Raw genomic sequence first — 25121 nt, 5'->3', positions numbered from 1 at the left:
TGGACCAGTCGTGACCGTTCGTCAATCGATCGTCTTCAACGGTGACCTCGGCAGCGGCAAGAGCACCGTGTCCGTCGAGATCGCCAAGCGGCTCGGGCTGCGCCGGGTCAGCGTCGGCGACCTCTACCGCCAGATGGCGCAGGAGCGGCAGATGACCGCGCTCCAGCTCAACCTGCACGCCGAGCTGGACCAGGCCGTCGACGGCTACGTCGACCAGCTCCAGCAGGACATCGCGGCCTCCGGCGAGAGCCTCGTCATGGACTCCCGGCTCGCCTGGCACTTCTTCACCGACGCGCTCAAGGTGCACATGATCACCGAGCCGACCGAGGCGGCCCGCCGCGTCCTGGCCCGCCCCTCCGGCCCGGCCGAGAGCTACACGTCGCTGGAGGAGGCCCGGGCCAAGCTGCGCGAGCGCAGCGAGAGCGAGCGGGGCCGGTTCATCGTCCGCTACGGCGTCGACAAGGCCCGGCTGCGCAACTACGACCTGATCTGCGACTCCACCCGGGCCAACCCGGAGCAGGTGATCGGCCACATCATCGACGTGTACGAGGGGCGGCTCGGCGCGGACGTGCTGCGCGACGCCCCGCCGCTGCTGCTGCTCGACCCGACCCGGGTCTACCCGACCGAGGACGTCGGCGCCCTGCGCGGGCTGTGGGACGCGGGCTTCGTCGACGAGGTCGCCGCCGCCGGCGACGAGGCGCTGGAGCCCCTGACCATCGGCTTCACCGGGGAATACTTCTTCGTCGTCGACGGCCACCGGCGGCTCAGCGCGGCCATCCGCAGCGGCTTCCCGCTGGTGCCCGCCCGGCTGGCCGCCGAGGTCGACGAGCCGGTGGTCGGCGGGACGAGCGCGGTGGACTACTTCACCGCCCAGGTCCGCCCCGGCACCGTCTACGACTGGGAGGCCGCCCACGGCATCACCCTGCCGCTGCCGGCGCACTGCCTGCTGGCCGGCGACGCCGTGCTCGCCGGGGAGCCGGCCCCCGGCGCCTGACCCGTCCCGGTCGCGGGCGGGGGGAGGCCCCCGGGCACTCCGTAGACTGGTACGGCCCGACCCGCCCGACCGAAGGAGTCGTCCCGCGTGACCGTCCAGCCCATCCGTCTGTTCGGGGATCCGGTGTTGCGCACGCCGGCCGATCCGGTGGTCGACTTCGACGCCGAGCTGCGCAGGCTCGTCGCCGACCTCACCGACACGATGCGCGAGCAGAGCGGCGCGGGTCTCGCCGCGCCCCAGCTCGGAGTGGGCCTGCGGGTGTTCACCTTCGACGTCGACGACGTGCTCGGCCACCTGGTCAACCCGGTGCTGGAGTTTCCCGACGCCGAGGAGCAGGACGGCCCCGAGGGCTGCCTGTCCATCCCCGGCCTCTACTTCGACACCAAGCGCCGGCAGAACGTCGTCGCCAAGGGCTACAACAGCTACGGCGACCCGGTCCAGATCGTCGGCACGGGCCTGATGGCCCGCTGCGTGCAGCACGAGACCGACCACCTCGACGGCGTGCTCTTCGTCGACCGGCTGGACCCGGCCGGCCGCAAGGAGGCGATGAAGGCGATCCGCCAGGCCGAGTGGTACGACGCGGCGGCCCCGCCGACGGTCAAGCTCGACCCGCACGGCGGCAGCCCCTTCGGCCTGGGGCGGTGACCCGGTGCGCCTGATCTTCGCCGGCACGCCGGCCGTCGCCCTGCCCGCCCTCGACGCCATCGCGGCCTCCGGCCACGACCTCGTCGCCGTCGTCACCCGCCCCGACGCCCCCGCCGGCCGGGGCCGGGGCCTGGTCCGCTCGCCCGTCGGGGCCTGGGCCGACGAGCGCGGCGTCGAGGTGCTCACCCCGGCCCGCCCGCGCGAGCCGGAGTTCCTCGACCGGCTGCGCGAGCTGGCCCCCGACTGCGTCCCGGTGGTCGCCTACGGCGCGCTGGTGCCCCCGGCCGCCCTGGAGATCCCCCGGCACGGCTGGCTCAACCTGCACTTCTCGCTGCTGCCCGCGTGGCGGGGCGCGGCCCCCGTCCAGCAGGCCGTGCTGCACGGCGACGAGCTGACCGGGGCGAGCGTCTTCGCCCTGGAGGAGGGGCTCGACACCGGCCCGGTCTACGGCACCGTCACGGACGAGATCCGCCCCACCGACACGTCCGGCGACCTGCTGGGGCGGCTCGCCGACTCCGGGGCCGGGCTGCTGGTGGCCGTCCTCGACGCGATCGAGGCGGGCACCGCCCGGGCCGAGCCGCAGCCGGCCGACGGGGTGTCGCTCGCGCCGAAGCTGACCGTCGACGACGCCCGGGTGCGCTGGGGCGACCCCGCGTTCGCGGTGGACCGGCGGATCCGGGCGTGCACCCCCGCGCCCGGGCCGTGGACCACGTTCCGGGGCGAGCGGGTCAAGCTCGGCCCGGTCGTCCCGGTGCCCGACGGCCCCGAGCTGAAGCCCGGCGAGCTGCTGGCCGAGAAGTCCCGGGTGCTGGCCGGCACGGCCACCGTCCCGGTCGCCCTCGGCGAGGTGCGGGCCGCGGGCAAGAAGGCCATGCCGGCGAGCGACTGGGCGCGCGGCGCCCGGGTCACCGCGGGGGAGGAGCTCGCGTGACCGGGTCTGCGGAGCGCCCCCGACAGCGGTACGACGAGCAGTCCGCCCCCCGCCCCGACCGGCGGCCCGACCGGTCGGCCGGCGGCCCCCGGGGTGACCGCCCGGCCTACGGCGACCGCCCGGCCCGCGCCGGCCGGGGCGACGACCGCCGGGACGCGCGGCGGCCGGCGCGGCCCGCCGTCGACCTGCCCCGGCACGTCGCCTACCAGGCGGTCGCGGCGGTGCACCGCGACGACGCGTACGCCAACCTGGTGCTGCCGGCGTTGCTGCGGCAGGAGCGGCTGACCGGCCGGGACGCCGCCTTCGCCACCGAGCTGACCTACGGCACGCTGCGCCACATCGGCACCCTCGACGCGATCCTCACCGACGCGGCCGGCCGCGACGTGGCCCGGATCGACCCGCCGGTGCGCGACGCGCTGCGGTTGGGCGCCTACCAGTTGCTGCACACGCGGGTGCCGGCGCACGCGGCGGTCTCCTCGACCGTCGACCTGGTGCGCGCGGTCGGCATCGGGGCGACGGGCTTCGCCAACGCCGTGCTGCGCGAGGTGGCGGGGCGCGACGCCGACGCCTGGGTGGCGAAGCTCGCCCCGGCCTTCGAGACGGACCCGATCGGGCACCTCGCCCTGGCGTACAGTCATCCACAGTGGATCGTGCGGTCCTTCGCCGAGGCGCTCGGCGGCGACCTGGGCGAGACGACCCGGCTGCTGATCGAGGACAACGAGCGCCCGCCGGTGCACCTGTGCGCCCGGCCGGGCCTGGCCGATCCGGCCGCCCTGGCCGACGAGGTCGGCGGCGCGCCGGGGGCGTTCTCCCCGTACGCGGTCTATCTCTCCGGCGGCGCGCCGGGCGACCTGCCGGCGCTGGCCGAGGGGCGGGCGCACGTGCAGGACGAGGGCTCCCAGCTGGTGGCCCACGCCCTCGCGGTCGCCCCGCTCGACGGGTCGGACGCCCACTGGCTGGACCTGTGCGCCGGGCCGGGCGGCAAGTCGGGCCTGCTCGGGGCGCTGGCCGCCGAGCGCGGGGCCCGGCTGACGGCGGTCGAGGTCTCCGAGCACCGGGCCCGGCTCGTCGGCCAGGCCACGCGGGGGCTGCCGGTGACCGTGCTGCACACCGACGGGCGCACCGTCGGCGCCGACCCGGAGCTGCCGGAGGGGCACTTCGACCGGGTCCTGGTCGACGCGCCCTGCACGGGTCTGGGCGCGCTGCGTCGCCGGCCGGAGGCCCGCTGGCGCAAGCAGCCGTCGGACCTGCCGCCGCTGACCCGCCTGCAACGGGAGCTGCTCTCGGCGGCGCTGCGGGCGGCCCGGCCGGGCGGCCTGGTGGCCTACGTGACCTGCTCCCCGCACACGGTGGAGACGCACGTGACGGTGACCGAGGCGGCGCGGCGGGCCGGGGTGCCGGCGGACTTCGTCGACGCCCGGCCGCTGCTGCCGGCCGGCATGCCGGGGCTGGGCGACGGGCCGTCGGTGCAGCTGTGGCCGCACCGGCACGGCACCGACGCCATGTTCCTGGCGGTCCTGCGCCGGGGCTGAGCCGAGATGGCGGGCTGAGCCGAGACGGCGGCGGGGCGGCCCTTCCGGGCCGCCCCGCCGCGTCAGTCGTCCGCCGGGTGGATCACTGCACCGGCAGGCCCTTGGTGCCGATGCCCTTCACCGAGCGGGTGAGGTCGCGGTCGACCCAGAGGAAGCACTGCACGCCCCGGTTGCCGTCCTTCCACTCCTCCTCGAAGGGGTGGTAGAAGATGGTGCCCGCCCGGTATTCCAGGTCGCCGTTGTTCGGCACCTTCGCGTACGAGGCGATCAGCGTCCGGCAGCCCTTGTGCAGGCGCATCCGGTTCTTGTCGACCTGGGCGAAGGGGATGTCGGGTGCCTGGTAGACGCCCACGAACTCGACCCGGTGCTTCTTGGTGCAGGCGACGGCGGTCATCTCCTGCACGTCGTCCTTCTTGATCTTGGGGTTGAAGCAGCGGTGGGCCAGCGCCGAGGAACCCTTCAGCGCGCCGGCGAGGCTGCCGGTGCGGGACACGGCGCTGGGGTCGTCGACGCTCTCCACCTCGCTCACGTCGCAGCGGAACCAGCGGGCCCCGCCGGACCAGGCCTGCCGGGACGGCAGGACCGGGGACAGGAACAGCCGCCCCGCGCGCCAGTCCGCCCCGAGGACCTTGCCGACCTCCCGGTCGCACTCGGCGCGGACGGCCCGCATCCCCGCCGAGCCGGCGGCGGGCGGCGCGCCCAGCTCGGCGGCGGCGTCGGTGAGCGTGCCGACGTGCAGGGTCTCCACCCGGTGCGACGTCGCGCAGTCCACCGGGTTGTAGCCGCTGAGGTAGCCGACGTCGGCGAAGACGGTGTGGCAGGCCCCGGCGGCGGGCACGAACTGCGTCGGCGCCGCCATCGCCCGCCAGTCGTCGGCGAGGTCACCGTCCAGACCGGCCGGCGTGCCGCAGCCGCCCAGCGCCAGCGCCGCCCCCGCCGACACGGCGACCGCCGTCCACCATCGCCGCATCAGTCCGACCTCCCCGTCGCGGTGGTCGCGGGCACCGGCCTCCGTCGCCGGGCGCGCCACGGAGCGGCACTTTACGGCACCGGCGCTCAGCTCGCGGGTAGTCCCTTCGGCCCGGCGCCGCGCATCGACCGGGTGAGCTTGCGGTCGTCGCTCCACAGGAAACACCGCACCCCGCGGTCGCCCTCGTCCCACTCCCGCTGCGACGGAGGATAGAAGATCGACCCCGCCCGGTACGGCAGGTCGCTGTTGTTGGGCACCTCGGCGAAGTCGGCGATCAGCGCCATGCAGCGGCGGTGCACCTTCTGGTTGGACCGGATGAACTCGGCCCAGGTCATGTCGCGTTCGGTGTAGACCCCGACGAACTCGGCGCGGTGCGGCTCGGTGCACAGCACGGGCGCCATGTAGTTCAGGTTCGCGCCGATCAGCTTCGGGTCGAAGCAGCGGTGGGTCAACGGCGAGTCGCCGACCATCGCGCCGCGCAGGCTGCCGACGCGGTTGACCGGCCGGGTGTTGTCGATGCTGTCGGTCTCGCTGAGGTCGCAGCGGTACCAGCGGGCCCCGCTCGCCCAGGCCGACGTCGACGGCAGAGCGATGGTGAGGCTCAGCCGGGCCGAGTGCCAGTCGCCGCCGAGCACCTCCCGGGCCCGCTGGTCGCACTCGGCACGGGCGACGCGCAGGACGGGCGTGCCCGCCTCGGGGCGCGGGCCGGCGTCGATGACCGGGTCGGTGAAGATGCCGACGTGGATAGTCTCGGCCAGGTGGCTGCGGGCGCAGTCCACCGTCTCGTACGTGCCGGCCTGGACGACCGTGGTGATCCGGGGCAGGCAGGCGTCGGTGGCCGGGATGAACATCTGCGGTTCCCGCAGCGTCGGCCAGTCGTCGGTGAGGTCGCCGTCGGCACCGTGCGGACGGGCGCAGCCGCCCAGCAGCATCGTCACCGTGCCGGCCAGCGCCAGCGCCACAAGCCACCGTCGCATCGTCCGCCCTTTCCGGGAGCTGACGGTCGGGCGCCACGGCCCGTGGGGGCGTTTCCGCCACCGGGCGTGCAGCTTACGTGACCGTCCTGCATGGAGTCTTGCTGCGTTTCCCTCGATCGGCCAGTCGCGGCTGACTTTTCGTCCGGGATTGCCGTCCGGACCGGCCGATCTTGCACCATCGGTCACGGCTGGGTCACAGCGCGTCCGGAAAGGTGCCGCGATGCGGGCGGCTGATGGCCGCGTTCGTACACTGACCTCGTGACCGTACCGCCGTCGATCATCGCGCCCAGCATCCTCGCCGCCGACTTCGCCCGCCTCGCCGAGGAGGTCCGCGCCGTCGAGGGCGCCGCGGACTGGTTGCACGTGGATGTGATGGACAACCACTTCGTGCCGAACCTGACCATCGGGCTGCCCGTCGTGCAGAGCCTGCGCGCCGCGACCGAGCTGCCGTTCGACGTGCACCTGATGATCACCGACCCGCGCCGGTGGGCCCCGGGGTACGCCGACGCCGGGGCGCACAACGTCACCTTCCACGCCGAGGCGTGCGACGACCCGGTGTCGCTGGCCAAGGACCTCCGGGCGGCCGGGGCGAAGGCCGGGCTGGCGATCGACCGGGACACCCCGATCGAGCCCTACCTGGAGCTGCTGCCCAGCTTCGACACGCTGCTGATCATGACGATCAAGGCCGGCTTCGGCGGGCAGCGGTTCATCCCCGAGCTGCTCGACAAGGTGCGCGCGGCCCGCCGGCACGTCGACGCCGGCCACCTGGAGCTGCGCATCGAGGTCGACGGCGGGATCGCCGCCGACACCATCGAGCAGGCGGCCGCCGCGGGCGCGGACGCGTTCGTGGCCGGCACCGCCGTCTACGGCGCCGACGACCCCGCCGAGGCGGTCCGCCGCCTGCGGGGCCTGGCGGAGCGCGCGACCGCCGGGGCCTGAGGTGGACCCGGCCGACGAGCGACCCGACCTCATCCTCGTCGTCGACGACGACGCCGACATCGCCCGGTTCGTCGAGTTCAACCTGCGGCTGCACGGCTTCGAGGTGATCCACGCCGGCGACGGCCAGGAGGCCCTGGAGGTGATCGAGCGGCAGCGGCCCGACCTGGCGGTGGTCGACCTGATGATGCCGCGCGTCGACGGGCTGGAGCTGACCCGGCGGCTGCGCGCCGACCCGATGACCTCCGCCCTGCCGGTGATCATGCTGACCGCCAAGGGGATGACCGTGGACAAGGTCCACGGGCTCAGCGCCGGCGCGGACGACTACCTGGTCAAGCCCTTCGACACCGCCGAGCTGGTCGCCCGGGTCAGCTCCACGCTGCGCCGCAACAAGGAGTTCCGGGAGGTCTCGCCGCTGACCGGCCTGCCCGGCAACTCCCGGATCCGGCGGGAGATCAGCGACCGGGTCCGCAGCGGCGTCGACTACGCCGTCGGCTACGTCGACATTGACCGGTTCAAGAGCGTCAACGACCGGTACGGCTTCGTCCGGGGCGACGAGTTCATCTCCGCCCTGGCCCGCAGCCTGCACCGGGCGGTCGTGGCGATCGGGCTGCCGCCGGCCTTCCTCGGCCACGTCGGCGGCGACGACTTCGTCATCGTCTGCGCCCCCGACCAGGTGCGGCCGCTGACCTCCCGGGCCGTGGTCGACTTCGAGACCGCCGCCGACAAGCTCTACGACCCGTCCGACGCCGCGCGCGGCTACGTCGAGCTGAAGGACCGGCGGGGCAACATCCGGCGGGCCGCCCTGGTCACCCTGTCGATCGGGGTCTCCGTCTCCGACGCCGGCAAGCGCCTGACCAACCCGCTGGACGCGATCGCGGTCGCCTCGGAGATGAAATCCGTGGCCAAGAGCCAACCCGGCTCGTACGTGGCGGTCGACCGGCGGCGCAGCCTTTCTTGAATCTTGCCCACCTGTGTGAGGTAGCTCCCCGAGGGCAGACGCGCGGCGGGTGGCGTGTAACACTTCTCGCAGTACCCACCACGCGCTGGCGGGACTCGGTGTAATTCCGAACCGGCGGTGATCCACGGCTGCGGCCGTGGTAAGCCCGCGACCCGGACGGCCCTGCCGCCCGGTGGACCTGGTGAGACTCCGGGGCCGACGGTTGGGGGCGGGCCAACCCACCCCCAGACAGTCCGGATGGGAGACAGCGCGCGGGACGGGGCGGGCCCTGTGCCGACGGCTGTCCTCGGCCGCCGCGTGGGCTCCCCGGGGCCGGCTCTGCCGTTCCCGGCCGCCGCCGCCTGCCCGCGGCCTCCCGTGTCCTGCCCGCGCGGACCGGCGAGTGAGAGGGCAGGACAGGGCGATGGCCAGCGTCTCCGTGGACGACGCGATGCGTCGGGCGATCGCGCTCGCGGCCCGTGGCCTCGGCACCACCAGCCCCAACCCCGTGGTCGGCTGCGTGCTGCTCGACCCGGACGGCGAGGTCGTCGGGGAGGGATTCCACGCGTACGCGGGCGGACCGCACGCCGAGATCGTCGCGCTCGCCCAGGCCGGGCCGCGGGCCCGGGGCGGCACCGCCGTCGTCACCCTGGAACCCTGCGACCACACCGGCCGCACCGGCCCGTGCAGCCACGCCCTCCTCGCCGCCGGCGTCGCCCGGGTGGTGATCGCCGTGCCCGACCCCAACCCGGTCGCCTCCGGCGGCGCCGCGACCCTGCGCGCCGGCGGCGTCGACGTCGAGGTGGGGGTGCGCGCCGCCGAGGCCGAGGCCGGCAACGTCGCCTGGCTGACCTCGATGCGCCGGGGCTGGCCGTACGTCGTCTGGAAGTGCGCCGCGACCCTCGACGGGCGCTCCGCCGCCGCCGACGGCACCAGCATGTGGATCACCTCGGAGGCCGCCCGGACCGACGTGCACGCCCTGCGCGGCACCGTCGACGCGGTCATCGCCGGGGTCGGCACCGTGCTCGCCGACGACCCCCGGCTCACCGCCCGCAACCTGCGCGACGGCACCCTGGCCATCCGGCAGCCGCTGCGGGTGGTCGTGGACACCTCCGGACGTACCCCCGCCGACGCCCGGGTCCGCGACGGCGCCGCCCGCACGTGGGTGGCCACCGCCGCCGAGGTCGGCGTCGGCCCGGACGGCCGGGTCGACCTGCCGGCCCTGCTCGCGGAGCTGCACCACCGGGGGGTCCGGGCCGCGCTGCTGGAGGGCGGCCCGAAGCTGGCCGGCGCGTTCCTCGCCGCCGGCCTGGTCGACCGGGTCGTCGCCTACGTCGCGCCGAAGCTGCTCGGCGCCGGGCCGACCGCGCTGGCCGACGCCGGCGTGACCACCATCGCCGACGCCATCGACCTGGAGATCACCGACGTCACGCAGGTCGGTCCGGACCTGCGCATCACCGCGCTGCCCCGGAAGAGGGAGGGCTGACATGTTCACCGGCATCGTCGAGGAGCTGGGCGAGGTCGTCCGCACGGCCGAGACCGGCGACGACTCCGCGCTGGTCGCCATCCGGGGGCCGCTGGTCACCAGCGACGCCCGGCACGGCGACTCCATCGCCGTCAACGGGGTCTGCCTGACCGTGGTCGACGTCGACGGCGACGTCTTCACCGCCGACGTGATGGGCGAGACGCTGCGTCGCTCCGCCCTCGGCGCGCTGCGCCCCGGCGTCGGCGTCAACCTGGAACGCGCCGCCGCCCTGAACAGCCGTCTCGGCGGGCACCTCGTGCAGGGCCACGTCGACGGCGTCGGCGCGGTGCTGTCCCGCCAGCCGGCGCAGCAGTGGGAGACGGTCCGCTTCCGGCTCCCCGCCGGCCTGTCCCGGTACGTGGTGGAGAAGGGCTCGATCACCGTCGACGGGGTGTCGCTCACCGTGGCCGACGTCGGGCCCGACTGGTTCACCGTCGGGCTGATCCCCACCACCCTCAAGCTGACCACCCTCGGCGACCGCGCCGTCGGCGACCCGGTCAACCTGGAGGTCGACGTGCTCGCCAAGTACGTCGAGCGGCTCCTCGGCGACCGCGCGGTCGGCGGCGGCGACCGGCTGCCCGACGGGATCGGGCAGCCCCCCGGCGCGGCGGGGCAGGCTCCCGGCGGGGGCCGACGGTGACCGGCCCGCTCGGCTGGCTGCTCGACGCCCAGGTGCACGTCGCCGGCTCGCCCGTGCTGGTCCGCGAGATCGTCGGCAACGCCTTCGGCCTCGTCTCCGCCCTGCTCGGGCTGCGCCGGCTGGTCTGGGCCTGGCCCGTCGGCATGGTCGGCAACGCGCTGCTGCTCACCGTCTTCCTCGGCGGGGCGTTCGCCACCCCGCAGGCCCACGACCTCTACGGCCAGGCCGGCCGGCAGGTCTTCTTCTTCGCCGTGAGCTGCTACGGCTGGTGGCGCTGGGCGCGCAACCGCCGCTCGGGCCCCGGCGGGGACGCCGGGGCGGTCGCCCCGCGCTGGGCCACCCGGCGGGAGCGCCTCGGCCTGCTGCTGGCCGCCGCGGCGGGCACCGCCGCCGCGTACCCGGTGCTGGCCGCGCTCGGCTCCTGGGGGCCGCTGCCCGACGCGTGGATCCTCACCGGCAGCCTGCTCGCCACCTACGGCATGGCCCGCGGCTGGGTCGAGTTCTGGCTGGTCTGGATCGCCGTGGACGCCGTCGGCGTGCCCCTGCTGCTGCGCGGCGGGTTCTACCCGTCGGCGGCCATGTACCTCGTCTACGGGGCGCTCTGCGTCTGGGGCTTCGTCTCCTGGTGGCGCACCTCGCGCGCCGCCCGCCCGGCCCCCGCCACCCTGTCACCCACCTACTCGGAGGTCGTGGCATGACCACCTTCGCCAGCATCGAGCAGGCCGTCGCGGACATCGCCGCCGGCCGGCCCGTCGTCGTGGTCGACGACGCCGACCGGGAGAACGAGGGGGACCTGATCTTCGCGGCCGAGCTGGCCACCCCGGAGCTGGTCGCGTTCATGGTCCGCTACACCTCCGGCTACGTCTGCGTGCCGCTGACCGAGGACGAGTGCGACCGGCTGGACCTGCCGCCCATGCACCACACCAACCAGGACCGCCGGGGCACCGCGTACACGGTGACGGTGGACGCCCGGGAGGGCGTCGACACCGGCATCTCGGCGGCCGACCGGGCGCACACCATCCGGCTGCTCGCCGCCGCCTCCACCGACCCGACCGACCTGGCCCGGCCGGGGCACGTGGTGCCGCTGCGCGCCCGCGCCGGCGGGGTGCTGCGCCGCCCCGGGCACACCGAGGCGGCCGTCGACCTGACCCGGCTGGCCGGCCTGCGCCCGGCCGGCGTGCTCTGCGAGCTGGTCAACGACGACGGCACCATGATGCGCCTGCCGGACCTGGAGAAGTTCTGCGCCGAGCACGGCCTGACCCTGGTCACCATCGCCGACCTGATCACCTACCGCCGGCGCACCGAGAAGCAGGTCGAGCAGGTCGCGGCGGCCCGGATGCCCACCCCGCACGGGGTGTTCACGGCCTTCGGCTACCGCGCCGAGCACGACCCGGCCGAGCACGTCGCCCTGGTCATGGGCGACCTCGGCGACGGGCGGGACGTGCTGGTGCGGGTGCACTCCGAGTGCCTCACCGGCGACACGTTCGGCTCGCTGCGCTGCGACTGCGGCCCGCAGTTGCAGGCCGCGCTGGCCCGCGTCGCCGCGGAGGGGCGCGGGGTGGTGCTCTACGTGCGCGGGCACGAGGGGCGGGGGATCGGCCTGCTGCACAAGCTGCGGGCGTACCAGTTGCAGGACCTCGGCCGCGACACCGTCGACGCGAACCTCGACCTGGGGCTGCCGGCCGACGCCCGCGACTACGGCACCGGGGCGCAGATCCTGCACGACCTGGGCGTGCGGTCGATGCGGCTGCTGACGAACAACCCGGCCAAGCGGGCCGGGCTGGAGGGGTACGGCCTGACCGTCACCGGCCGCGAGTCGCTGCCGATCCGGCCGCACCCGGAGAACGTGCGCTACCTGCGCACCAAGCGGGACCGCATGGGTCACCTGCTGGGCGAGTTGGACGAGACGACCGAGGGGCCGCTGGGCCGTCCGGTGGCGAACGACGAGATCGGAGCGTAGGGCGATGGCGGGTTTCGGTGAGCCGGGAGTGGCGGCGGTCGACGCCGCCGGGATGACGGTCGGCGTCGTCGCCGCCCGCTGGCACGGTGAGCTGACCGACCACATGCTCGACCGGGCGGTGGCCGCCGCGCAGGCGTGCGGGGCACGGGCCGTGGTGGCCCGGGTCGCCGGCTCGGTGGAGCTGCCGGTGGTGGCGCAGGCGATGGCCCGCCGCTTCGACGTGGTGGTCGCCCTCGGCGTGGTGGTGCGCGGGGCCACGGCCCACTTCGACTACGTGTGCAAGTCGGTCACGGAGGGGCTCACCCGGGTCGCCCTCGACGAGGGCAAGCCGGTGGCGCACGGTGTGCTCACGGTGGACACGATCGAGCAGGCCCGGGACCGGGCCGGGCTGCCCGGCTCCGCCGAGGACAAGGGCTGGTCGGCGACGGTGGCGGCGCTGGACGCGGCGCTGGCGGTCCGCGGCCTGGACGCGGCGGCGGCCCACCGGGTCGGCTTCGGCCGCTGACCTGTCCGGGTCGGCTGGGCTGCCTGCCCGGCTGGGCTGGGCGGCCTGGCTGGGCGGGACGGGGGCAGCCTGGCTGGGCGGGCGTCGGGCGGGGCGGTCGTTTGGGCGTCGCCATGTCGGCGACATCGCGGTATCCCGGGCCGGTTGATACCGCCATGTCGCCGACACGACGCGGGCGTCGGGCGGCACGGGGCGGCCCGACGGGTGGCCGGGGGCGTTGGGCCGGCTGGCGGCCCCGAGATGTGCCGCCCGAGTCGGGTAGACCCGGGATCATCCGGTCTGCCACGGCTCTTCGTGGTCGGGTTCGGTGGGTTGGGCTGCCGGACGCCACAGTTGTCGTTCCGTGGCGGCGCACAGGACATCGCGGGCGGCGGCGGCCACCGGGCAGTCCGCCGTCCGGCAGGTCGGGCAGCGGCTGTCGGGCCCAGGCTGGTGATCGCGCAGGACCCAGCGGGCGGTGAGGACGAGCCGGTTGCGGATCTGCGCCAGGGACAGGAACGGGGCGGTCATCAGCCGATCCCGAGGGTGACGGCGAGCTGGACGAGCATCGTCGGGGCGGTCGGGTCGCGGGCGACCCGGGCGAGGACGTCGCGGCCGGCGGGTCGGTGGCGGATCTCGGCGGGCGCGATCCGATCGGCCTCCAGCAGGACCCGGCCGGCGTCGATCGGATCGCCGGCCTGGAGGTACGCGCGGGCGGCGTCGAGCAGGTGTGCAGCCCGATGCTCGGCGGGCAGCCACCGCCACCCGTCCCGCGCGGTCGCCTTCTCGTGCCGGGCCACCGCGTCCGCGCTATCGCCTCCCTCTGCGGCGGCGGCGACGCGGGCCAGTTCCACCGCCGTCGGCCCGAACCCGGTGTGGTGGTGGTCGTGCCCGTCACCGACCCGGGCGGCCATGGCTGCGGCCTCGTCCAGCAGTTCGGCCGCCGCCGTGACATCGCCGTCCCCTGCGGCGGCCAGCGCCGCCTGGACGAGCAGCGTCCCGCACAGCGACAGCTCCGGGGGCAGGCCGAACTCGACCACCGGTGGGGCGATCCGGTAGGCGGCGGCCAGCATCGCCGACCTCGCCTCCCGACCCTGCCCTGACGCACGCAGCGCCTGACCGAGTTGCACCGCTGCGGCGGCCACCAGCGCCCGGTCGCCCGTGGCAGCGGTCATCGCCCGGTCGACGGCCAGCCACGCCAGGTCCGGGGCGCCCAGCTTCACCAGCAGCGATGCCGCGAGCCGGTATGCCTCCACCAACGACACCCGACCCGCCACCGGGTGAGCGGCGTGGGCGCGTTCCACGTCGGCCAGCAGCTCCGGCAACAGCTCGGCCACCCGTGGGTAGCGGGCGTGCTGAAAGGTGACCCAGGTATGCGTCACCTGCCGGGCCACCTGCCCGGCCGGCAACACCGGCCGGCTGCCCGCCGAGCGGCCGAGGGGAACTTCGTAGCGGGACAGTGCCGACCGGATCCGCTCGACCCCCGCGTCCCGCTCGATCACCTGCGCGGGCTGGACGTCACGGCCGAGCAGCACCGCCGCGTCGATCCGCAGGACCGCGGCGACCTCCTGGAGCGTCGACACCCGGTCCAGCGCGCGGACACCCCGCTCGACCTTGTCCACTCAACTCTTCGACTTGCCCAACCGGTCGGCGAACACCTGCTGCGACAGCCTCCGCCGCCCCCGCCAGTACGCCACCCGCCGCCCGACCGGCAGCCGATCACCGTCCACGCCGCCACCTCCGGTCCGGCACCGCCCGGTTCGTCTCCTCGACCGGTATCCGATCCGCCTCGGCCCGGACGAGGATCCGCCGCCTCGCCGCCTCCCGATCGACGGCGTCCGCCTGTTCTCCTCGGCTCACTGCCGGCTCCTCGCCGTGACTGCGCATCGCCACCTCCATCGGCGCGGCGGCAACATGCCAGCGCGCGCCTCAACGATGACGCCGTAACGTCGCTGGACGCGACGGCACACGACGCGACAATGCAGACACATGTGAGGCGACATTCCGGCGACATGCCGCTATCGTGGCGGGCATGACCGCCCCGAACACCGCGCTCCGCGCCGTCCGCACCGGGATGCGCATGAGCCAGGACGACTTCGCCCGCGCGCTCCAAGCCGCCGGCCACCGCGTCGGCGAGCCCAACGACGCCAACAAGCGACTCGTCCAACGCTGGGAATCCGGTGCGATAGCCGCACCACGCCCCGTCTACGCCCGCGCGCTGGAGGTCGTCACCGGCCTACCCATCTCGCTGCTCGGCTTTGCCGCGGTGCCCGGCGAACATGTCGCCCAGGACCAGCACGGCGGCCACGACCTGACCTCCCCCATGTCCAGCCTGGCCACGCCGACACCGAAGCCCAGCTCGGCCCCAGCCCACAGGTCGTACGAGGGCGTGTGGCTCAGCCGCTACCAGTACCACTCCAGTGGTCGTTGCGACTCCTTCGCCGGGCAGCACTTCGTCGTGGTCCTCCAGCACGGCGACCGACTGACCGCGCGCAGCCTGCCCGGCTCGGCGGCATCGTCGCTCTCCCTGGACCTCACCGTGGACGGTGCCGTCGTCACCGGCACGTGGGTGGAGCAGACCGACCCGACGGGCTACTACCGGGGCGCCCGATACCACGGCGCGATCCAACTGCTGGCCGAGCCCACCGGTCGACGGATGGCTGGCAAGTGGGTCGGGTTCGGCAAGGACATGGACGTCAACACCGGACCATGGGAACTCGTCTTCCGCGACGCCTCCACATCCAAGGCGACCCTCGATCGCTACAACACGTCACCGGCGTAGCTGACTCTCTCCGCCTCTCTCCGCGCCGAATCAGCCAGCAACGGCCGCCGATCTCGTCCGGTCTGGCTCCTGGCTGCCTGCGGTCCGCAGCGCAGAGTCCACGTTGTGGAGCCGGCAGCAGGCCACGACGCCGCGCGCACGCTCTCCGTGTCCCGTCAGAGCGCGGCGAGGATCTGCGCCAGTTCGGTGGGCCGCGTCAACATCGGCCAGTGTCCGGAGTCGATGTCGGCCAGCTCGACGTGCCTGGCCCGGGCCAGCTCCGGCACGTCTCCCGCGGCGATCAGCTCCTGCGCCTCGGCAGGCGTGAACTCCGGGCACACCACCAGGACCGGGACGTCGAACCGCCGCTCGTCTGTCAGCCGTACGATGCCCCTGGCCACGCCCTCGGGAACCGGGATCGCGGCCGCCGCGAAGGCCTGCCGGGCCTCCTCGTCCAGGTCGGCTGCGTCCGCCCCGTCGAACGGTTTCCAGCCGGGGAACGGCATGACACCGTCGCTGATCTCGAAGAAGTCGGCGTACGGCTGCCCGTCGTCCGAGGGGAACCCGCCGATCAGCACGACCTTGGCCACGCGCCCGGGCCGGGCGTCGGCCGCCATCCAGGCCAGGGTGCAGGCTGCGGAGTGCCCCACCACCACCGACCTGCCGGGACCCGCGTCCACGGCGGCGAGCACCGCGGTCAGCTGGTCGGCCAGCGTCGCCGACGTGTTCCCGTCGCCCTGCCCCGGCAGGGTCACCGGCACCGCGTGGCGGCCCCTCGTCGCCAGCTCGCCCGCGACGCCGGTCCACACCGACCCGTCGAGCCACAGGCCACCCAGGAGCACGATCCGTTCTGTAGTCATGGGATCAACCTAGAGGCGATTCCGGACGTTCTGCTTCCGGTACTCTCTCCGCTGTGCGAAGCGGTCCGAGCCCCACCGCCCGGGCTCTGCGCGCGCTCGAGATCCTGCAGGCGCGTCCCGGGGTGACTGCCGACCAGCTCGCCGCTGGCCTGGGCGTGACGGAGCGGGCCGCGCGACGCTACGTCGGCATCCTTCGCGAGGCCGGCATCCCGGTCGAGTCGGCCCGCGGGCCGCACGGGGGCTACCGGCTGGGCCGCGGGGTCCGGCTGCCGCCGGTCGTCTTCACCCAGGAGCAGGCGCTCGGCCTGGTCATGGCCGTGCTGGACGGGCAGCCGGCCGCCATCGACGCCGACGACCTGGTCGGCTCGGCGCTCAGCAAGGTCATCCGGGCTCTCCCCGATAGCGTCGGACGGCAGGCGGCGGCGCTGCGGGCGTACGCCTCGGCCGCCCCGGACCGACGTTCGGCCCGCCCCGACCCTGCCACCACGAGCGCCCTGGTCGCCGCCGTCGCCGACCGGCGTCGCGTCCTGGTCACCTATCGAGGCGACGGCGGCGAGGAGTGGGACGCCGAGGTCGACCCGTGGGCAGTCGTGGTGCGGCACGGGCGCTGGTACCTGCTGTGCCACTCGCACCGCGCGGGCGCGATCCGCACGTACCGGGTCGACCGGGTGCGGGCCGTGCGGCAGCTGCCGCACGGCTTCACCCCACCCGACGACCTGGACCCTGTCGCCGCGCTCGAGGAGAATCTCGGCACGGGCTGGAAGTACCCCACCCGCGTGGTGTTCCACGCGCCGTGGGAAGAGGTGACGCCGTGGATCCGGCCGCCGATGGGCCGTCTGGAGCCGGACGGCGACCGGTGCGTGCTGGTCGGCAGCACCCGGAACCCCACGATGTACGCCCAGGAGTGGCTGGCCGTCGTCCCCTTCGACTTCTCAGTGGTGGAAGGCCCGGAACTCCGTGCCGCCGTGGCCACGGTCGCGGCCCGCTTCAGCGCGGCGCTCTCGCCCTCGCCGCCCGAGACCCGGCCCGGCAGTCGGCCCGTCAGAGGCGGCCCGCCTCGATGATGCGGCGCAGGAACTGACGGGTGCGGGGCTCGGTGGGGTCGCCGAGCACCCGTTCCGGCGGGCCGGACTCGACGACCCGCCCGCCGTCGAGGAAGCACACCTGGTCGGCGACCTCGCGGGCGAAGCCCATCTCGTGGGTGGCCAGCACCATCGTCATCCCGTCGGCCTTCAGCTCGCGGATCAGGGCCAGCACCTCGCCGACCAGCTCCGGGTCCAGCGCCGAGGTGACCTCGTCGAGCAGCATCAGCCGGGGCGAGTTGGCCAGCGCCCGGACGATCGCCACCCGCTGCTGCTGGCCGCCGGAGAGCCGGTCGGGGTAGGCGCCGGCCTTCGCCCCCAGCCCGACCCGGTCGAGCAGCTCCCGGGCCTGCGCCTCCGCCTCGGCGCGGGGCCGCCGGTGCACCCGCACCGGGGCGAGGGTGACGTTGTCCAGCACGCTCAGGTGCGGGAACAGGTTGTACGCCTGGAAGACCATCCCGATGCGCCGGCGCACCCGGTCGGGGTCGACCCGGGGGTCGGAGATGTCCCGGCCGTCCAGCTCGATGGTGCCGTCGTCCAGCTCTTCGAGGAGGTTGACGCAGCGCAGCAGCGTCGACTTGCCCGACCCGGACGCGCCGATCAGCGCCACCACGCGGTGCTCGTCGACGGCGAGGTCGAGCCCGTCGAGCACCACGTGACCGCCGAAGGTCTTGCGCAGCCCCCGGCACCGCAGCAGCGCCATCTGGTCAGCCCCTTCCCTGCCGGCGGGCCGCGCGCAGCGTCACCCAGTCGGTGACGGCGATCAGCGGGATCGCGAGCAGCACGAACAGCGCCCCGGCCACGATGTACGGGGTGTAGTTGAACGTCTCGGCGGTGGCGATCTGCGCGGCGCGTACCGCGTCGATCGGCCCGGCGAGGGAGACCAGCCCGACGTCCTTCTGCAACGCGACCACGTCGTTGAGCAGGGGCGGGGCCACCCGGCGGACGGCCTGCGGCAGCACCACGTGCCGCATCGTCTGCCGGTAGGTCAGCCCGAGCGAGCGGGCCGCCGCGAGCTGGCTGGGGTGCACGGACTCGATGCCGGCCCGGAACACCTCGGCCAGGTAGCCGCCGTAGGTGAGCACCAGCGCCAGCCCGCCGAGCACCAGCACCGGCGGCATGCCCTGCAACCGCAGGCCGGGCACGCCGAGGGTGAGCACGTACAGCACGATGATCAGCGGCAGGCCCCGGAACGTGTACGTGTAGCCGGCCGCGAGGGCCCGGACCGGGAAGAAGACCGGGCCCCGCAGCGTGCGCAGGATCGCCACGAGCAGGCCGAGCAGCAGCGCGCCGGCCGCGCAGCAGACCAGCAGCCGCACGTTGAGCCAGAGCCCGTCGAGCACCTCGGGCAGCGCGTCGCGGGCGATCGCCGGGTCGGCGAAGGAGGCGCGGACCCGGTCCCAGCCGGGCGCGCCGGTGACCGCGACGACGAGCAGCGTGCCGAGCGCCGCCGTGGAGGCGGCGGCGACCAGCACGCTGGTGACGGTCTGGCGGCGGCGGTGGGCCAGCCGCCGCCGCTGCGCCGCGGAGGGTTCGTGCGGTGCGAGGATCACTTCAGCTCGTACGCCCCCGCGACCTGGGTCAGCCACTTCTGCTCCAGCTTCTTGAGCGTGCCGTCGGCGGTGAGCTGGCCGACCGCGCCGCTGAGGCAGGGGGTGAGGGGCGAGTTGTGGTCCAGCAGCAGCCCGAACACCTCGGGCGTGCCGACCTGCGGCAGCTGCCCGACGACCGTCGCGTCGGTGATCTCCGCGCCGGTGATGTAGAACGCGGTCGGCAGGTCCACCACGAGGCCGTCGATCTGCCCGTTCTGGAGCGCCTTCTTGGCGTCGTCGTTGCTGTTGTAGACCTGCGGCTTGGTCTTCGGCTTGATGACGTCGGTGATCGCCTGGTAGCTGGTGGTGCCGACCTGCGCGCCCAGCTTGGCGTCCCGCAGGTCGGCCAGCGTCGTCTTGCCGGCGATCTTCGCGGACTTCCGCGCGATCACGGCCTGCCGGACCAGGTAGTAGGGCCCGGTGAAGTCGACCGCCTTCTTGCGCTCCTCGGTGATGGAGAACTGGTTGATGTCGAAGTCGAACTCCTTGGGGCCGGGGGCGACGGCGACGTCGAACTTCACCCGGGTCCAGGTGACGTCGGCGCGGTCGTACCCGAGCTTCTCGGCCACCGCGTAGGCCACCGCGGCCTCGAAGCCCTCGCCGGTCTCCGGCTTGTTGCCGACGAACCACGGCTCGTACGCCGGCTCGTCGGTGGCGATGGTGAGCTTGCCCGGGGTCCGGGTGGGCAGCTTGTCCTTCAGGCAGTCCGGGCCGGCGGTGGCGGCGGGGGTGGGGGCGGTGACGGGGGTGTCGTCGTCCTGGGGCGCGCAGGCGGCCACCGCGAGGAGGACGGTGCCGGCGGCGGCGAGCGCGACGGTGCGGGAGCTGAGCATGGCGGACAGCGTAGAGCCATCGACGGCCGTCGCGCAGGTGCGTCCCGCCGCCGTGGCGGGGGATCCGGGCCGGTGGGACCGGCGGACCCGCCGCGCGCCGGGCCGGGCGGGTGCTGGAAGAATCGCACCCCGTGAAGACGTTCGAGGAGTTGTTCGCCGAGCTGCAGGCCAAGGCCGCTGCCGGCACCCCCGGCTCGGGCACGGTGGCCGCGCTGGAGAAGGGGGTGCACTTCATCGGCAAGAAGGTCGTCGAGGAGGCGGCCGAGTCGTGGATGGCGGCCGAGCACGAGGGCCCGGAGCGGGCGGCCGAGGAGATCTCCCAGCTGCTCTACCAGGCGCAGGTGCTGATGCTGGCCACCGGGCTGGAGCTGAAGGACGTCTACCGACATCTGTGAGTGCGCCGTCCGCTGATCATCTCCACCGATCGAGGGAGCACTCCGTCATGCTGCGTGTCGCCGTACCCAACAAGGGCGCCCTGGCCGAGAAGGCCGCCGAGATGCTGCGCGAGGCGGGCTACCGCCAGCGCGCCGACCCCAAGGACCTGGTCTGCCCGGACGAGGCCAACGACATCGAGTTCTTCTACCTGCGGCCGAAGGACATCGCCACCTACGTCGGCTCGGGTGACCTCGACGTCGGCATCACCGGCCGGGACCTGCTGATCGACTCCGGCGCGCCCGCCGAGGAGGTGGTCGACCTGGCCTTCGGCCGGGCCACCTTCCGCTTCGCCGCCCGTCCGCAGGACGTCACGGGCGTCCAGGAGCTGGGCGGGCGGCGGATCGCCACCGCGTACCCGGGGCTCGTCGAGCGGTACCTCGCCGAACTCGGCATCAAGGCCGACGTGATCCGGCTCGACGGCGCGGTGGAGAACGCCATCCGGCTCGGCGTCGCCGACGTCGTCGCCGACGTGGTGGAGACCGGCGCGACGCTGCGCCAGGCCGGGCTGGTCGTCTTCGGCGACCCGCTGCTGCGCTCCTCGGCGGTGCTGGTGCGCCGGGTCGACGCCCCCGAGCACCCGCAGGCCGCGCAGCTGCTGCGCCGGCTGCACGGGGTGCTGGTCGCCCGCCGCTACGTGATGCTCGCCTACGACGTGCCGGCCGGGCTGCTGGACCGGGCCAGCTCGCTGACCCCCGGCATCGAGTCGCCGACCGTCTCGCCCCTGCACCGCGAGGGCTGGGTGGCGGTGCAGGCGATGGTGCAGCGCGACGACGTGCACCGGATCATGGACGAGCTGTACGAGCTGGGCGCCCGCGCCATCCTGGTCACCAACATCCACGCCTGTCGGCTGTGAGGCCGCTGCCGCCGGCCGCCGCCCTCGCCACCGTGGTGCTGGGCGGAGTGGCGTCGGCGGCGCAGGCGGCGGGCAACGCGGTGCTGGGGGAGCGGGCCGGCGACCCGATCCTCGGCGCGCTGGCGAACAACCTCGGCGGCTGCCTGGTGGTCCTCGTCGGCCTGCTGGGCCTGCCGTCGACCCGGGCCGGGCTGGACGCGCTGCGCCGGGCCCGGCTGCCGTGGTGGTCGTACCTGGGCGGGCTCGGCGGGGCGGCGATCGTCACCGTCGCCACGTACGTCGTGCCGGTGCTCGGGATCGCGGTCTTCACCATCGCCCAGGTGGCCGGGGGCAGCCTCGGCGGGCTCGCGGCGGACCGGGCGGGGCTGGCCCCGCTCGGCCGGCTGCGGCTGACCGGGCCCCGGGTGGCCGGCGCGCTGCTCGGCGTCCTCGCCGTGGCCCTGGCCCAGCTCGGCCGGCCGGTCGGCGGGGTCGCGGTCGGCGGGGTCCTGATCGCCGTCGCGGGCGGGGCGGGGGTGGCGGTGCAGTCGGCCCTCAACGGGCGGGTGTCGGCGGCGGGCACCACGACCGCCGCGATCGCGGTCAACTTCGCCGTCGGCACCCCCGTCGTCGTGCTGGTGGCCGCGCTGGTCGGGGCCCTCACCGGCCCGACGCCGACCTGGCCGCACGACTGGTTCCTCTACCTCGGCGGCCTGTACGGCGTCGGCATCGTGCTCGCCCTGATGCTGGGCGTGCGCGCCGTGGGGGTGCTGCGCACCGGGCTGGCCCTGGTCGCCGGTCAGCTCGGCGGCGCCCTGCTGCTGGACGTCGTGCTGCCCGGCGGGGCCGGGCTGCGCTGGCCGGTGCTGGCCGGCGCGCTGCTGACCCTGCTGGCCGTGGTGGTCGCCGGCCGGGGTCCCGCGGCCCGGCGGGCCGGCGACACGACGGGACCACGCACCGGGGCCGAACCGGTGGGTGGCAGACTGGGCGGGTGAGCGAAACCGCACCGGTGACCCTGCGTCCCCGCCGCATCCGGCTGGTCTGCTGGGCGTCGGCCGCCACGCTGCTTGTCGTGTTCAGCCTGGTGGCCACGTCGCTGACCGGCCCCACCGGCAACGGCTACGGCACCTTCCAGCGTGGCGACCAGCTCGCCATGATCGGCCTGGGCGTCCTCGGGGCGCTCGGCCTGCTGCTGTTGACCCGGCCCCGCGTCGAGGCCGACGCGCTGGGCGTGCGGGTGCGCAACGTGTTCGGCTCCTATGCGCTGCCCTGGGAGGTCGTGCGGGGGGTGCGCTTCGACCGGGGCGCGCCGTGGGCGAGCCTGGAGCTGCACGACGACGACCTGGTGCCGATGGTGGCCCTCCAGGCGGCCGACAAGGAGCTGGCGGTCGAGGGCGTGCGCGCCCTGCGCCGGCTGCACCGGGCCCACCTCGCGGCGCTGGCCGGCGGCGCGGCCGGGCGCTGACCCGCCGCGTCGGGTCCGGTGCCGTGCCCGCCGGCACCGCGCTCCTGCTCACCCTCGCGTGTCCGGTTTGGGGGCCGGGCCGGCGAGGGTGTAGTGTTGCTGAGTCGACCAGACTGCCCCCGTGTCCCACGGGCGGGTGGTCCTGAAGCGGAGCGCCTGCTCCCACCCGAGTCGCCCCAGTCGGTGGCCGGGTCCCGGTCACCGGTTCCGGGCACACCCCGGTCCCGGATGCGCGATCCTGTGATCGTGCCGACCGGTCGAGCGGGCCCTGGCATGCGCCGGGGCCTTCTGCTTTCCGGGTCGGCCCCCACCACGGGGGCCGCGGGAGTCGGCCACCGCAGAGCATTCGACTCGAGGAGGCCCCATCAGCGTCGAACCACGCGTGAACGAGCAGATCCGGGCACGTGAGGTCCGACTGGTCGGTCCCGAGGGTGAGCAGGTGGGCATCGTCCCACTGGAGCGCGCCCTTCAGCTGGCCGCGGACGTCGACCTGGACCTGGTCGAGGTTGCGCCGATGGCGCGCCCGCCGGTGTGCAAGCTCATGGACTTCGGCAAGTTCAAGTACGAGAGCGCACTCAAGGCGCGCGAAGCGCGGCGTAACCAGCAGCAGACCGTCATCAAGGAGATGAAGCTCCGGCCGAAGATCGACCCGCACGACTACGAGACCAAGAAGGGTCACGTGGTGCGGTTCCTCAAGGCCGGCGACAAGGTCAAGGTAACGATCATGTTCCGCGGTCGGGAGCAGAGCCGCCCGGAGCTGGGTTACCGGCTCCTGCGTCGCCTCGAGTCCGAGATCACGGAGCTGGGCTACGTGGAGGCCGCCCCCAAGCAGGACGGCCGAAACATGATCATGGTTCTCGCTCCGCACCGGGCCGTCAAGGCTTCCGCGGTCGCCGCCACGGCGTCCCGCGGCGCCGGCCGGGAGCGGCCCGCGGAGGAGTCCGCGGCCCCGGCGGCCAGCGGGACCCCGGCGGCCGGCGAGACCGCAGCAGCCGGTGAGACCGGCGTGACCGCCGACACCAGCGGTCAGTAACAGGGGAGAGACGTTCCACATGCCGAAGATGAAGAGCCACACGGGTATGGGCAAGCGGGTCAAGCTGACCGGCAAGGGCAAGGTCGTTGCCCAGCAGGCCGGGCTGCGCCACAACCTGGAGAAGAAGCCCTCCACCCAGACCCGTCGGCTGACCGGCACGGTCGAGCTGGCCAAGGCCGACACCAAGCGCATCAAGAAGCTGCTCGGCCGCTGACGCGCGCCACCTGAACCGAAGAAGGAGTTGAGATGGCACGCGTCAAGCGGGCTGTGAACGCCCAGAAGAAGCGTCGTACCCTGCTGGAGACCGCGAGCGGCTACCGCGGTCAGCGCTCCCGCCTCTACCGCAAGGCCAAGGAGCAGGTGCTGCACTCGATGCAGTACGCCTACCGGGACCGTCGCGACCGCAAGGGCGACTTCCGGCAGCTGTGGATCACCCGGATCAACGCGGGCGCCCGCGCCAACGGGATGACCTACAACCGGCTGATCCAGGGCCTGCGCCTGGCCGGCGTCGAGGTCGACCGCAAGATCCTCGCCGACCTGGCCGTCAACGACGCGGCGGCCTTCGCCGCGATCGTCGAGGTCGCCCGCGCCGCCGTGGCGGCCGAGGGCACCGGTGGCGCGGCGGCCCAGGCCGCCTGATCCGCCAGCACCCGACCGAGGCGCCCGCCGTGTCGTCACCGACGCACGGTGGGCGCCTCGGTCGCGCTGCGGAGCCGCACACCATGCCCTTCACCCCGCGTACGCCCCGGGTCGTCGCCGCCCGCCGGCTGCACCGCCGCCGCGACCGCGATGCCACCGGCCGGTTCCTCGCCGAGGGCCCGCAGGCCGTCCGGGAGGCCCTGGCCCGCCCCGGCACGGTCGCCGAGCTGTTCGGCACCCCGGCCGCCCTCGACCGGCACGCCGACCTGGCCGCCCGCGCCGCCGCCGCCGACGTGCCGGTCTCCGACGTCACCGACGAGGCCCTCGCCGCGCTCGCCGAGACCGTCGCCCCGCAGGGTCTCGTCGCCGTCTGCCGGCACCTCGACGTGTCGCTGTCCGAGGCCCTCGCCGCCGGTCCGCGCCTCGTGGCGGTGCTCGCCGAGATCCGCGACCCGGGCAACGCCGGCACGGTGCTGCGCACCGCCGACGCCGCCGGGGCCGGCGCGGTCGTCTTCGCCGGCGACGCCGTCGACCCGTACAACGGCAAGTGCGTGCGGGCCTCCGCCGGCAGCCTCTTCCACGTCGACGTGGTCCGGGCCGGCGACCCCCTCGCGGTCGTCGCCGCGTTGCGCGCCGCCGGGCTGGCGGTCCTCGCCACCACCGGGTACGGCGACCGCGACCTCGACGACCTCGCCGACGCCGGCACCCTCGCGACGCCGACCGCCTGGCTGTTCGGCTCGGAGGCGCACGGGCTGCCCGACGGGCTGACCGCCGTCGCCGACGCCCGGGTCCGGGTGCCCCTGCACGGGCGCGCCGAGAGCCTCAACCTGGCTGCGGCCGCCGCCGTGTGCCTGTACGCTTCAGCCAGAGCACTGCGCCGCCGCCCCTGACGGGTGCGGCGCGGCCATCCAGCAGGGAGTCGCCCGAGATGATGAACGCGCCACGGCGTTCGTTTAGCCAGCCCGCCGGTGTCGGCGGGCGGCGGGCCTGACCCTTCCCCTGCGCGAACTCCCCACCGGCGGGCTGCGGCGAAGCCGCGCGTCCGTAGACTCGCC

28 protein-coding genes and 1 pseudogene are annotated in these 25121 nt (G+C 74.6%); 21 read left to right on the top strand and 8 right to left on the bottom strand.

Features of this window, described 5'->3' with window-relative positions:
* The first annotated feature begins 10 nt into the window (after positions 1-10).
* The 4 genes and pseudogenes from O7628_RS00945 to O7628_RS00930 form a co-directional block, all read left to right on the top strand.
* Positions 11-994 carry an AAA family ATPase gene (locus O7628_RS00945; RefSeq protein WP_278127624.1) on the top strand — a complete coding sequence of 328 codons (984 nt, stop codon included), beginning with the start codon at positions 11-13 and terminating at the stop codon, positions 992-994.
* Positions 995-1081: 87 nt separating this feature from the next.
* Positions 1082-1639, top strand: a complete 558-nt coding sequence (gene def / locus O7628_RS00940; RefSeq protein WP_278127622.1) for a peptide deformylase — start codon at positions 1082-1084, stop codon at positions 1637-1639.
* Between the two features lie 4 nt (positions 1640-1643).
* Positions 1644-2570 (top strand): methionyl-tRNA formyltransferase, encoded by a 927-nt coding sequence (gene fmt, locus O7628_RS00935; RefSeq protein WP_278127620.1) that lies wholly within the window; start codon positions 1644-1646, stop codon positions 2568-2570.
* A gap of 161 nt (positions 2571-2731) precedes the next feature.
* A pseudogene (locus O7628_RS00930) lies at positions 2732-4102 on the top strand (transcription antitermination factor NusB); the annotation flags it as partial.
* 82 nt (positions 4103-4184) lie between these two features.
* Here O7628_RS00930 and O7628_RS00925 read toward each other — a convergent pair.
* On the bottom strand, positions 4185-5072 hold the full coding sequence (locus tag O7628_RS00925; RefSeq protein ID WP_278127616.1) for a septum formation family protein: 888 nt from the start codon (positions 5070-5072) through the stop codon (positions 4185-4187).
* Positions 5073-5158: 86 nt separating this feature from the next.
* The gene (locus O7628_RS00920; RefSeq protein WP_278127615.1) at positions 5159-6049 is read right to left on the bottom strand and encodes a septum formation family protein; all 891 of its coding nucleotides are present in this window, start codon (positions 6047-6049) and stop codon (positions 5159-5161) included.
* A gap of 258 nt (positions 6050-6307) precedes the next feature.
* Between O7628_RS00920 and rpe the strand changes: the two genes are divergently transcribed.
* The 7 genes from rpe to ribH all read left to right on the top strand — a co-directional run bounded on the left by rpe (position 6308) and on the right by ribH (position 12555).
* A complete protein-coding gene (gene rpe, locus O7628_RS00915) occupies positions 6308-6988 on the top strand; it encodes a ribulose-phosphate 3-epimerase (RefSeq protein WP_278127614.1) in 681 nt (226 codons plus the stop codon).
* 1 nt (position 6989) lies between these two features.
* The gene (locus O7628_RS00910) at positions 6990-7946 is read left to right on the top strand and encodes a response regulator (protein WP_043967997.1); all 957 of its coding nucleotides are present in this window, start codon (positions 6990-6992) and stop codon (positions 7944-7946) included.
* 403 nt (positions 7947-8349) lie between these two features.
* Entirely contained in the window at positions 8350-9411 is a 1062-nt protein-coding gene (gene ribD / locus O7628_RS00905) for a bifunctional diaminohydroxyphosphoribosylaminopyrimidine deaminase/5-amino-6-(5-phosphoribosylamino)uracil reductase RibD (protein ID WP_178065555.1), read from the top strand.
* Position 9412: 1 nt separating this feature from the next.
* Positions 9413-10090 (top strand): riboflavin synthase, encoded by a 678-nt coding sequence (locus O7628_RS00900; RefSeq protein ID WP_278127611.1) that lies wholly within the window; start codon positions 9413-9415, stop codon positions 10088-10090.
* Entirely contained in the window at positions 10087-10788 is a 702-nt protein-coding gene (pnuC, locus tag O7628_RS00895) for a nicotinamide riboside transporter PnuC (protein ID WP_278127610.1), read from the top strand. Before O7628_RS00900 ends, pnuC begins: the two co-directional genes overlap by 4 nt.
* Positions 10785-12050, top strand: coding sequence for a bifunctional 3,4-dihydroxy-2-butanone-4-phosphate synthase/GTP cyclohydrolase II (locus O7628_RS00890; RefSeq protein WP_278127608.1), 1266 nt, complete (start codon positions 10785-10787; stop codon positions 12048-12050). Before pnuC ends, O7628_RS00890 begins: the two co-directional genes overlap by 4 nt.
* 4 nt (positions 12051-12054) lie before the next feature.
* The gene (ribH, locus tag O7628_RS00885) at positions 12055-12555 is read left to right on the top strand and encodes a 6,7-dimethyl-8-ribityllumazine synthase (protein WP_229406723.1); all 501 of its coding nucleotides are present in this window, start codon (positions 12055-12057) and stop codon (positions 12553-12555) included.
* A gap of 270 nt (positions 12556-12825) precedes the next feature.
* On the opposite strand, the gene O7628_RS00880 is transcribed toward ribH, so the two are convergent.
* On the bottom strand, positions 12826-13065 hold the full coding sequence (locus O7628_RS00880) for a hypothetical protein (RefSeq protein WP_278127606.1): 240 nt from the start codon (positions 13063-13065) through the stop codon (positions 12826-12828).
* Positions 13065-14156, bottom strand: coding sequence for an XRE family transcriptional regulator (locus O7628_RS00875; RefSeq protein ID WP_278127605.1), 1092 nt, complete (start codon positions 14154-14156; stop codon positions 13065-13067). The genes O7628_RS00880 and O7628_RS00875 overlap by 1 nt, the downstream gene beginning before the upstream one ends.
* Before the next feature lie 401 nt (positions 14157-14557).
* On the opposite strand from O7628_RS00875, the gene O7628_RS00870 reads away from it, so the two are divergent.
* Positions 14558-15316: an XRE family transcriptional regulator gene (locus O7628_RS00870; protein WP_278127604.1), complete on the top strand. Its 759-nt coding sequence runs from the start codon at positions 14558-14560 to the stop codon at positions 15314-15316.
* A 155-nt stretch (positions 15317-15471) separates the two neighbouring features.
* Here the strand turns inward: O7628_RS00870 and O7628_RS00865 are convergent, their stop codons facing one another.
* The gene (locus O7628_RS00865) at positions 15472-16155 is read right to left on the bottom strand and encodes an alpha/beta hydrolase (protein WP_278127603.1); all 684 of its coding nucleotides are present in this window, start codon (positions 16153-16155) and stop codon (positions 15472-15474) included.
* A gap of 53 nt (positions 16156-16208) precedes the next feature.
* Here O7628_RS00865 and O7628_RS00860 point away from each other — a divergent pair, with 53 nt between their 5' ends.
* On the top strand, positions 16209-17219 hold the full coding sequence (locus tag O7628_RS00860) for a WYL domain-containing protein (RefSeq protein WP_278127602.1): 1011 nt from the start codon (positions 16209-16211) through the stop codon (positions 17217-17219).
* Here the strand turns inward: O7628_RS00860 and O7628_RS00855 are convergent.
* The 3 genes from O7628_RS00855 to O7628_RS00845 are packed head-to-tail and all read right to left on the bottom strand — an operon-like array spanning position 17197 to position 19662.
* The gene (locus tag O7628_RS00855; RefSeq protein ID WP_278127601.1) at positions 17197-17940 is read right to left on the bottom strand and encodes an amino acid ABC transporter ATP-binding protein; all 744 of its coding nucleotides are present in this window, start codon (positions 17938-17940) and stop codon (positions 17197-17199) included. The genes O7628_RS00860 and O7628_RS00855 overlap by 23 nt on opposite strands.
* Before the next feature lie 4 nt (positions 17941-17944).
* Positions 17945-18790 (bottom strand): amino acid ABC transporter permease, encoded by an 846-nt coding sequence (locus tag O7628_RS00850; protein WP_278127600.1) that lies wholly within the window; start codon positions 18788-18790, stop codon positions 17945-17947.
* A complete protein-coding gene (locus tag O7628_RS00845; protein ID WP_278127599.1) occupies positions 18787-19662 on the bottom strand; it encodes an ABC transporter substrate-binding protein in 876 nt (291 codons plus the stop codon). Before O7628_RS00845 ends, O7628_RS00850 begins: the two co-directional genes overlap by 4 nt.
* Before the next feature lie 131 nt (positions 19663-19793).
* Here O7628_RS00845 and O7628_RS00840 point away from each other — a divergent pair, with 131 nt between their 5' ends.
* The 8 genes from O7628_RS00840 (at position 19794) to O7628_RS00805 (ending at position 24956) form a co-directional block, all read left to right on the top strand.
* Positions 19794-20057, top strand: coding sequence for a phosphoribosyl-ATP diphosphatase (locus tag O7628_RS00840; RefSeq protein WP_036375234.1), 264 nt, complete (start codon positions 19794-19796; stop codon positions 20055-20057).
* A gap of 47 nt (positions 20058-20104) precedes the next feature.
* Complete coding sequence (hisG, locus tag O7628_RS00835) at positions 20105-20950, top strand: ATP phosphoribosyltransferase (protein ID WP_074478626.1); 846 nt, start codon at positions 20105-20107, stop codon at positions 20948-20950.
* The gene (locus O7628_RS00830; protein WP_178065545.1) at positions 20947-21924 is read left to right on the top strand and encodes a DMT family transporter; all 978 of its coding nucleotides are present in this window, start codon (positions 20947-20949) and stop codon (positions 21922-21924) included. Before hisG ends, O7628_RS00830 begins: the two co-directional genes overlap by 4 nt.
* Complete coding sequence (locus tag O7628_RS00825) at positions 21921-22394, top strand: PH domain-containing protein (RefSeq protein WP_074478623.1); 474 nt, start codon at positions 21921-21923, stop codon at positions 22392-22394. The genes O7628_RS00830 and O7628_RS00825 overlap by 4 nt, the downstream gene beginning before the upstream one ends.
* Positions 22395-22776: 382 nt before the next feature.
* Positions 22777-23427 carry a translation initiation factor IF-3 gene (gene infC / locus O7628_RS00820; RefSeq protein WP_178065543.1) on the top strand — a complete coding sequence of 217 codons (651 nt, stop codon included), beginning with the start codon at positions 22777-22779 and terminating at the stop codon, positions 23425-23427.
* Positions 23428-23446: 19 nt separating this feature from the next.
* A complete protein-coding gene (rpmI, locus tag O7628_RS00815) occupies positions 23447-23641 on the top strand; it encodes a 50S ribosomal protein L35 (RefSeq protein WP_074478619.1) in 195 nt (64 codons plus the stop codon).
* Between the two features lie 32 nt (positions 23642-23673).
* Positions 23674-24066 carry a 50S ribosomal protein L20 gene (rplT, locus tag O7628_RS00810; RefSeq protein ID WP_007075852.1) on the top strand — a complete coding sequence of 131 codons (393 nt, stop codon included), beginning with the start codon at positions 23674-23676 and terminating at the stop codon, positions 24064-24066.
* 83 nt (positions 24067-24149) lie between these two features.
* Positions 24150-24956, top strand: a complete 807-nt coding sequence (locus O7628_RS00805) for an RNA methyltransferase (RefSeq protein ID WP_278127598.1) — start codon at positions 24150-24152, stop codon at positions 24954-24956.
* Positions 24957-25121 lie beyond the last annotated feature (165 nt).

The sequence above is a fragment of the Micromonospora sp. WMMD956 genome (assembly GCF_029626125.1).
GTDB classification, from domain to species: Bacteria; Actinomycetota; Actinomycetes; order Mycobacteriales; family Micromonosporaceae; genus Micromonospora; species Micromonospora carbonacea.
Note: the sequence above shows the minus strand (reverse complement) of the source record. Positions and strands in the feature narration are given on the sequence as shown.

Coding starts and splice junctions, on each gene's coding strand:
- hisG (WP_074478626.1), top strand. CDS start 20,105: ATGCTGCGTGTCGCCGTACCCAACAAGGGCGCCCTGGCCGAGAAGGCC.
- ribH (WP_229406723.1), top strand. CDS start 12,055: ATGGCGGGTTTCGGTGAGCCGGGAGTGGCGGCGGTCGACGCCGCCGGG.
- O7628_RS00865 (WP_278127603.1), bottom strand. CDS start 16,155: ATGACTACAGAACGGATCGTGCTCCTGGGTGGCCTGTGGCTCGACGGG.
- O7628_RS00900 (WP_278127611.1), top strand. CDS start 9,413: ATGTTCACCGGCATCGTCGAGGAGCTGGGCGAGGTCGTCCGCACGGCC.
- O7628_RS00880 (WP_278127606.1), bottom strand. CDS start 13,065: ATGACCGCCCCGTTCCTGTCCCTGGCGCAGATCCGCAACCGGCTCGTC.
- O7628_RS00890 (WP_278127608.1), top strand. CDS start 10,785: ATGACCACCTTCGCCAGCATCGAGCAGGCCGTCGCGGACATCGCCGCC.
- rplT (WP_007075852.1), top strand. CDS start 23,674: ATGGCACGCGTCAAGCGGGCTGTGAACGCCCAGAAGAAGCGTCGTACC.
- O7628_RS00925 (WP_278127616.1), bottom strand. CDS start 5,072: ATGCGGCGATGGTGGACGGCGGTCGCCGTGTCGGCGGGGGCGGCGCTG.
- O7628_RS00845 (WP_278127599.1), bottom strand. CDS start 19,662: ATGCTCAGCTCCCGCACCGTCGCGCTCGCCGCCGCCGGCACCGTCCTC.
- O7628_RS00920 (WP_278127615.1), bottom strand. CDS start 6,049: ATGCGACGGTGGCTTGTGGCGCTGGCGCTGGCCGGCACGGTGACGATG.
- O7628_RS00855 (WP_278127601.1), bottom strand. CDS start 17,940: ATGGCGCTGCTGCGGTGCCGGGGGCTGCGCAAGACCTTCGGCGGTCAC.
- O7628_RS00805 (WP_278127598.1), top strand. CDS start 24,150: ATGCCCTTCACCCCGCGTACGCCCCGGGTCGTCGCCGCCCGCCGGCTG.
- ribD (WP_178065555.1), top strand. CDS start 8,350: ATGGCCAGCGTCTCCGTGGACGACGCGATGCGTCGGGCGATCGCGCTC.
- rpmI (WP_074478619.1), top strand. CDS start 23,447: ATGCCGAAGATGAAGAGCCACACGGGTATGGGCAAGCGGGTCAAGCTG.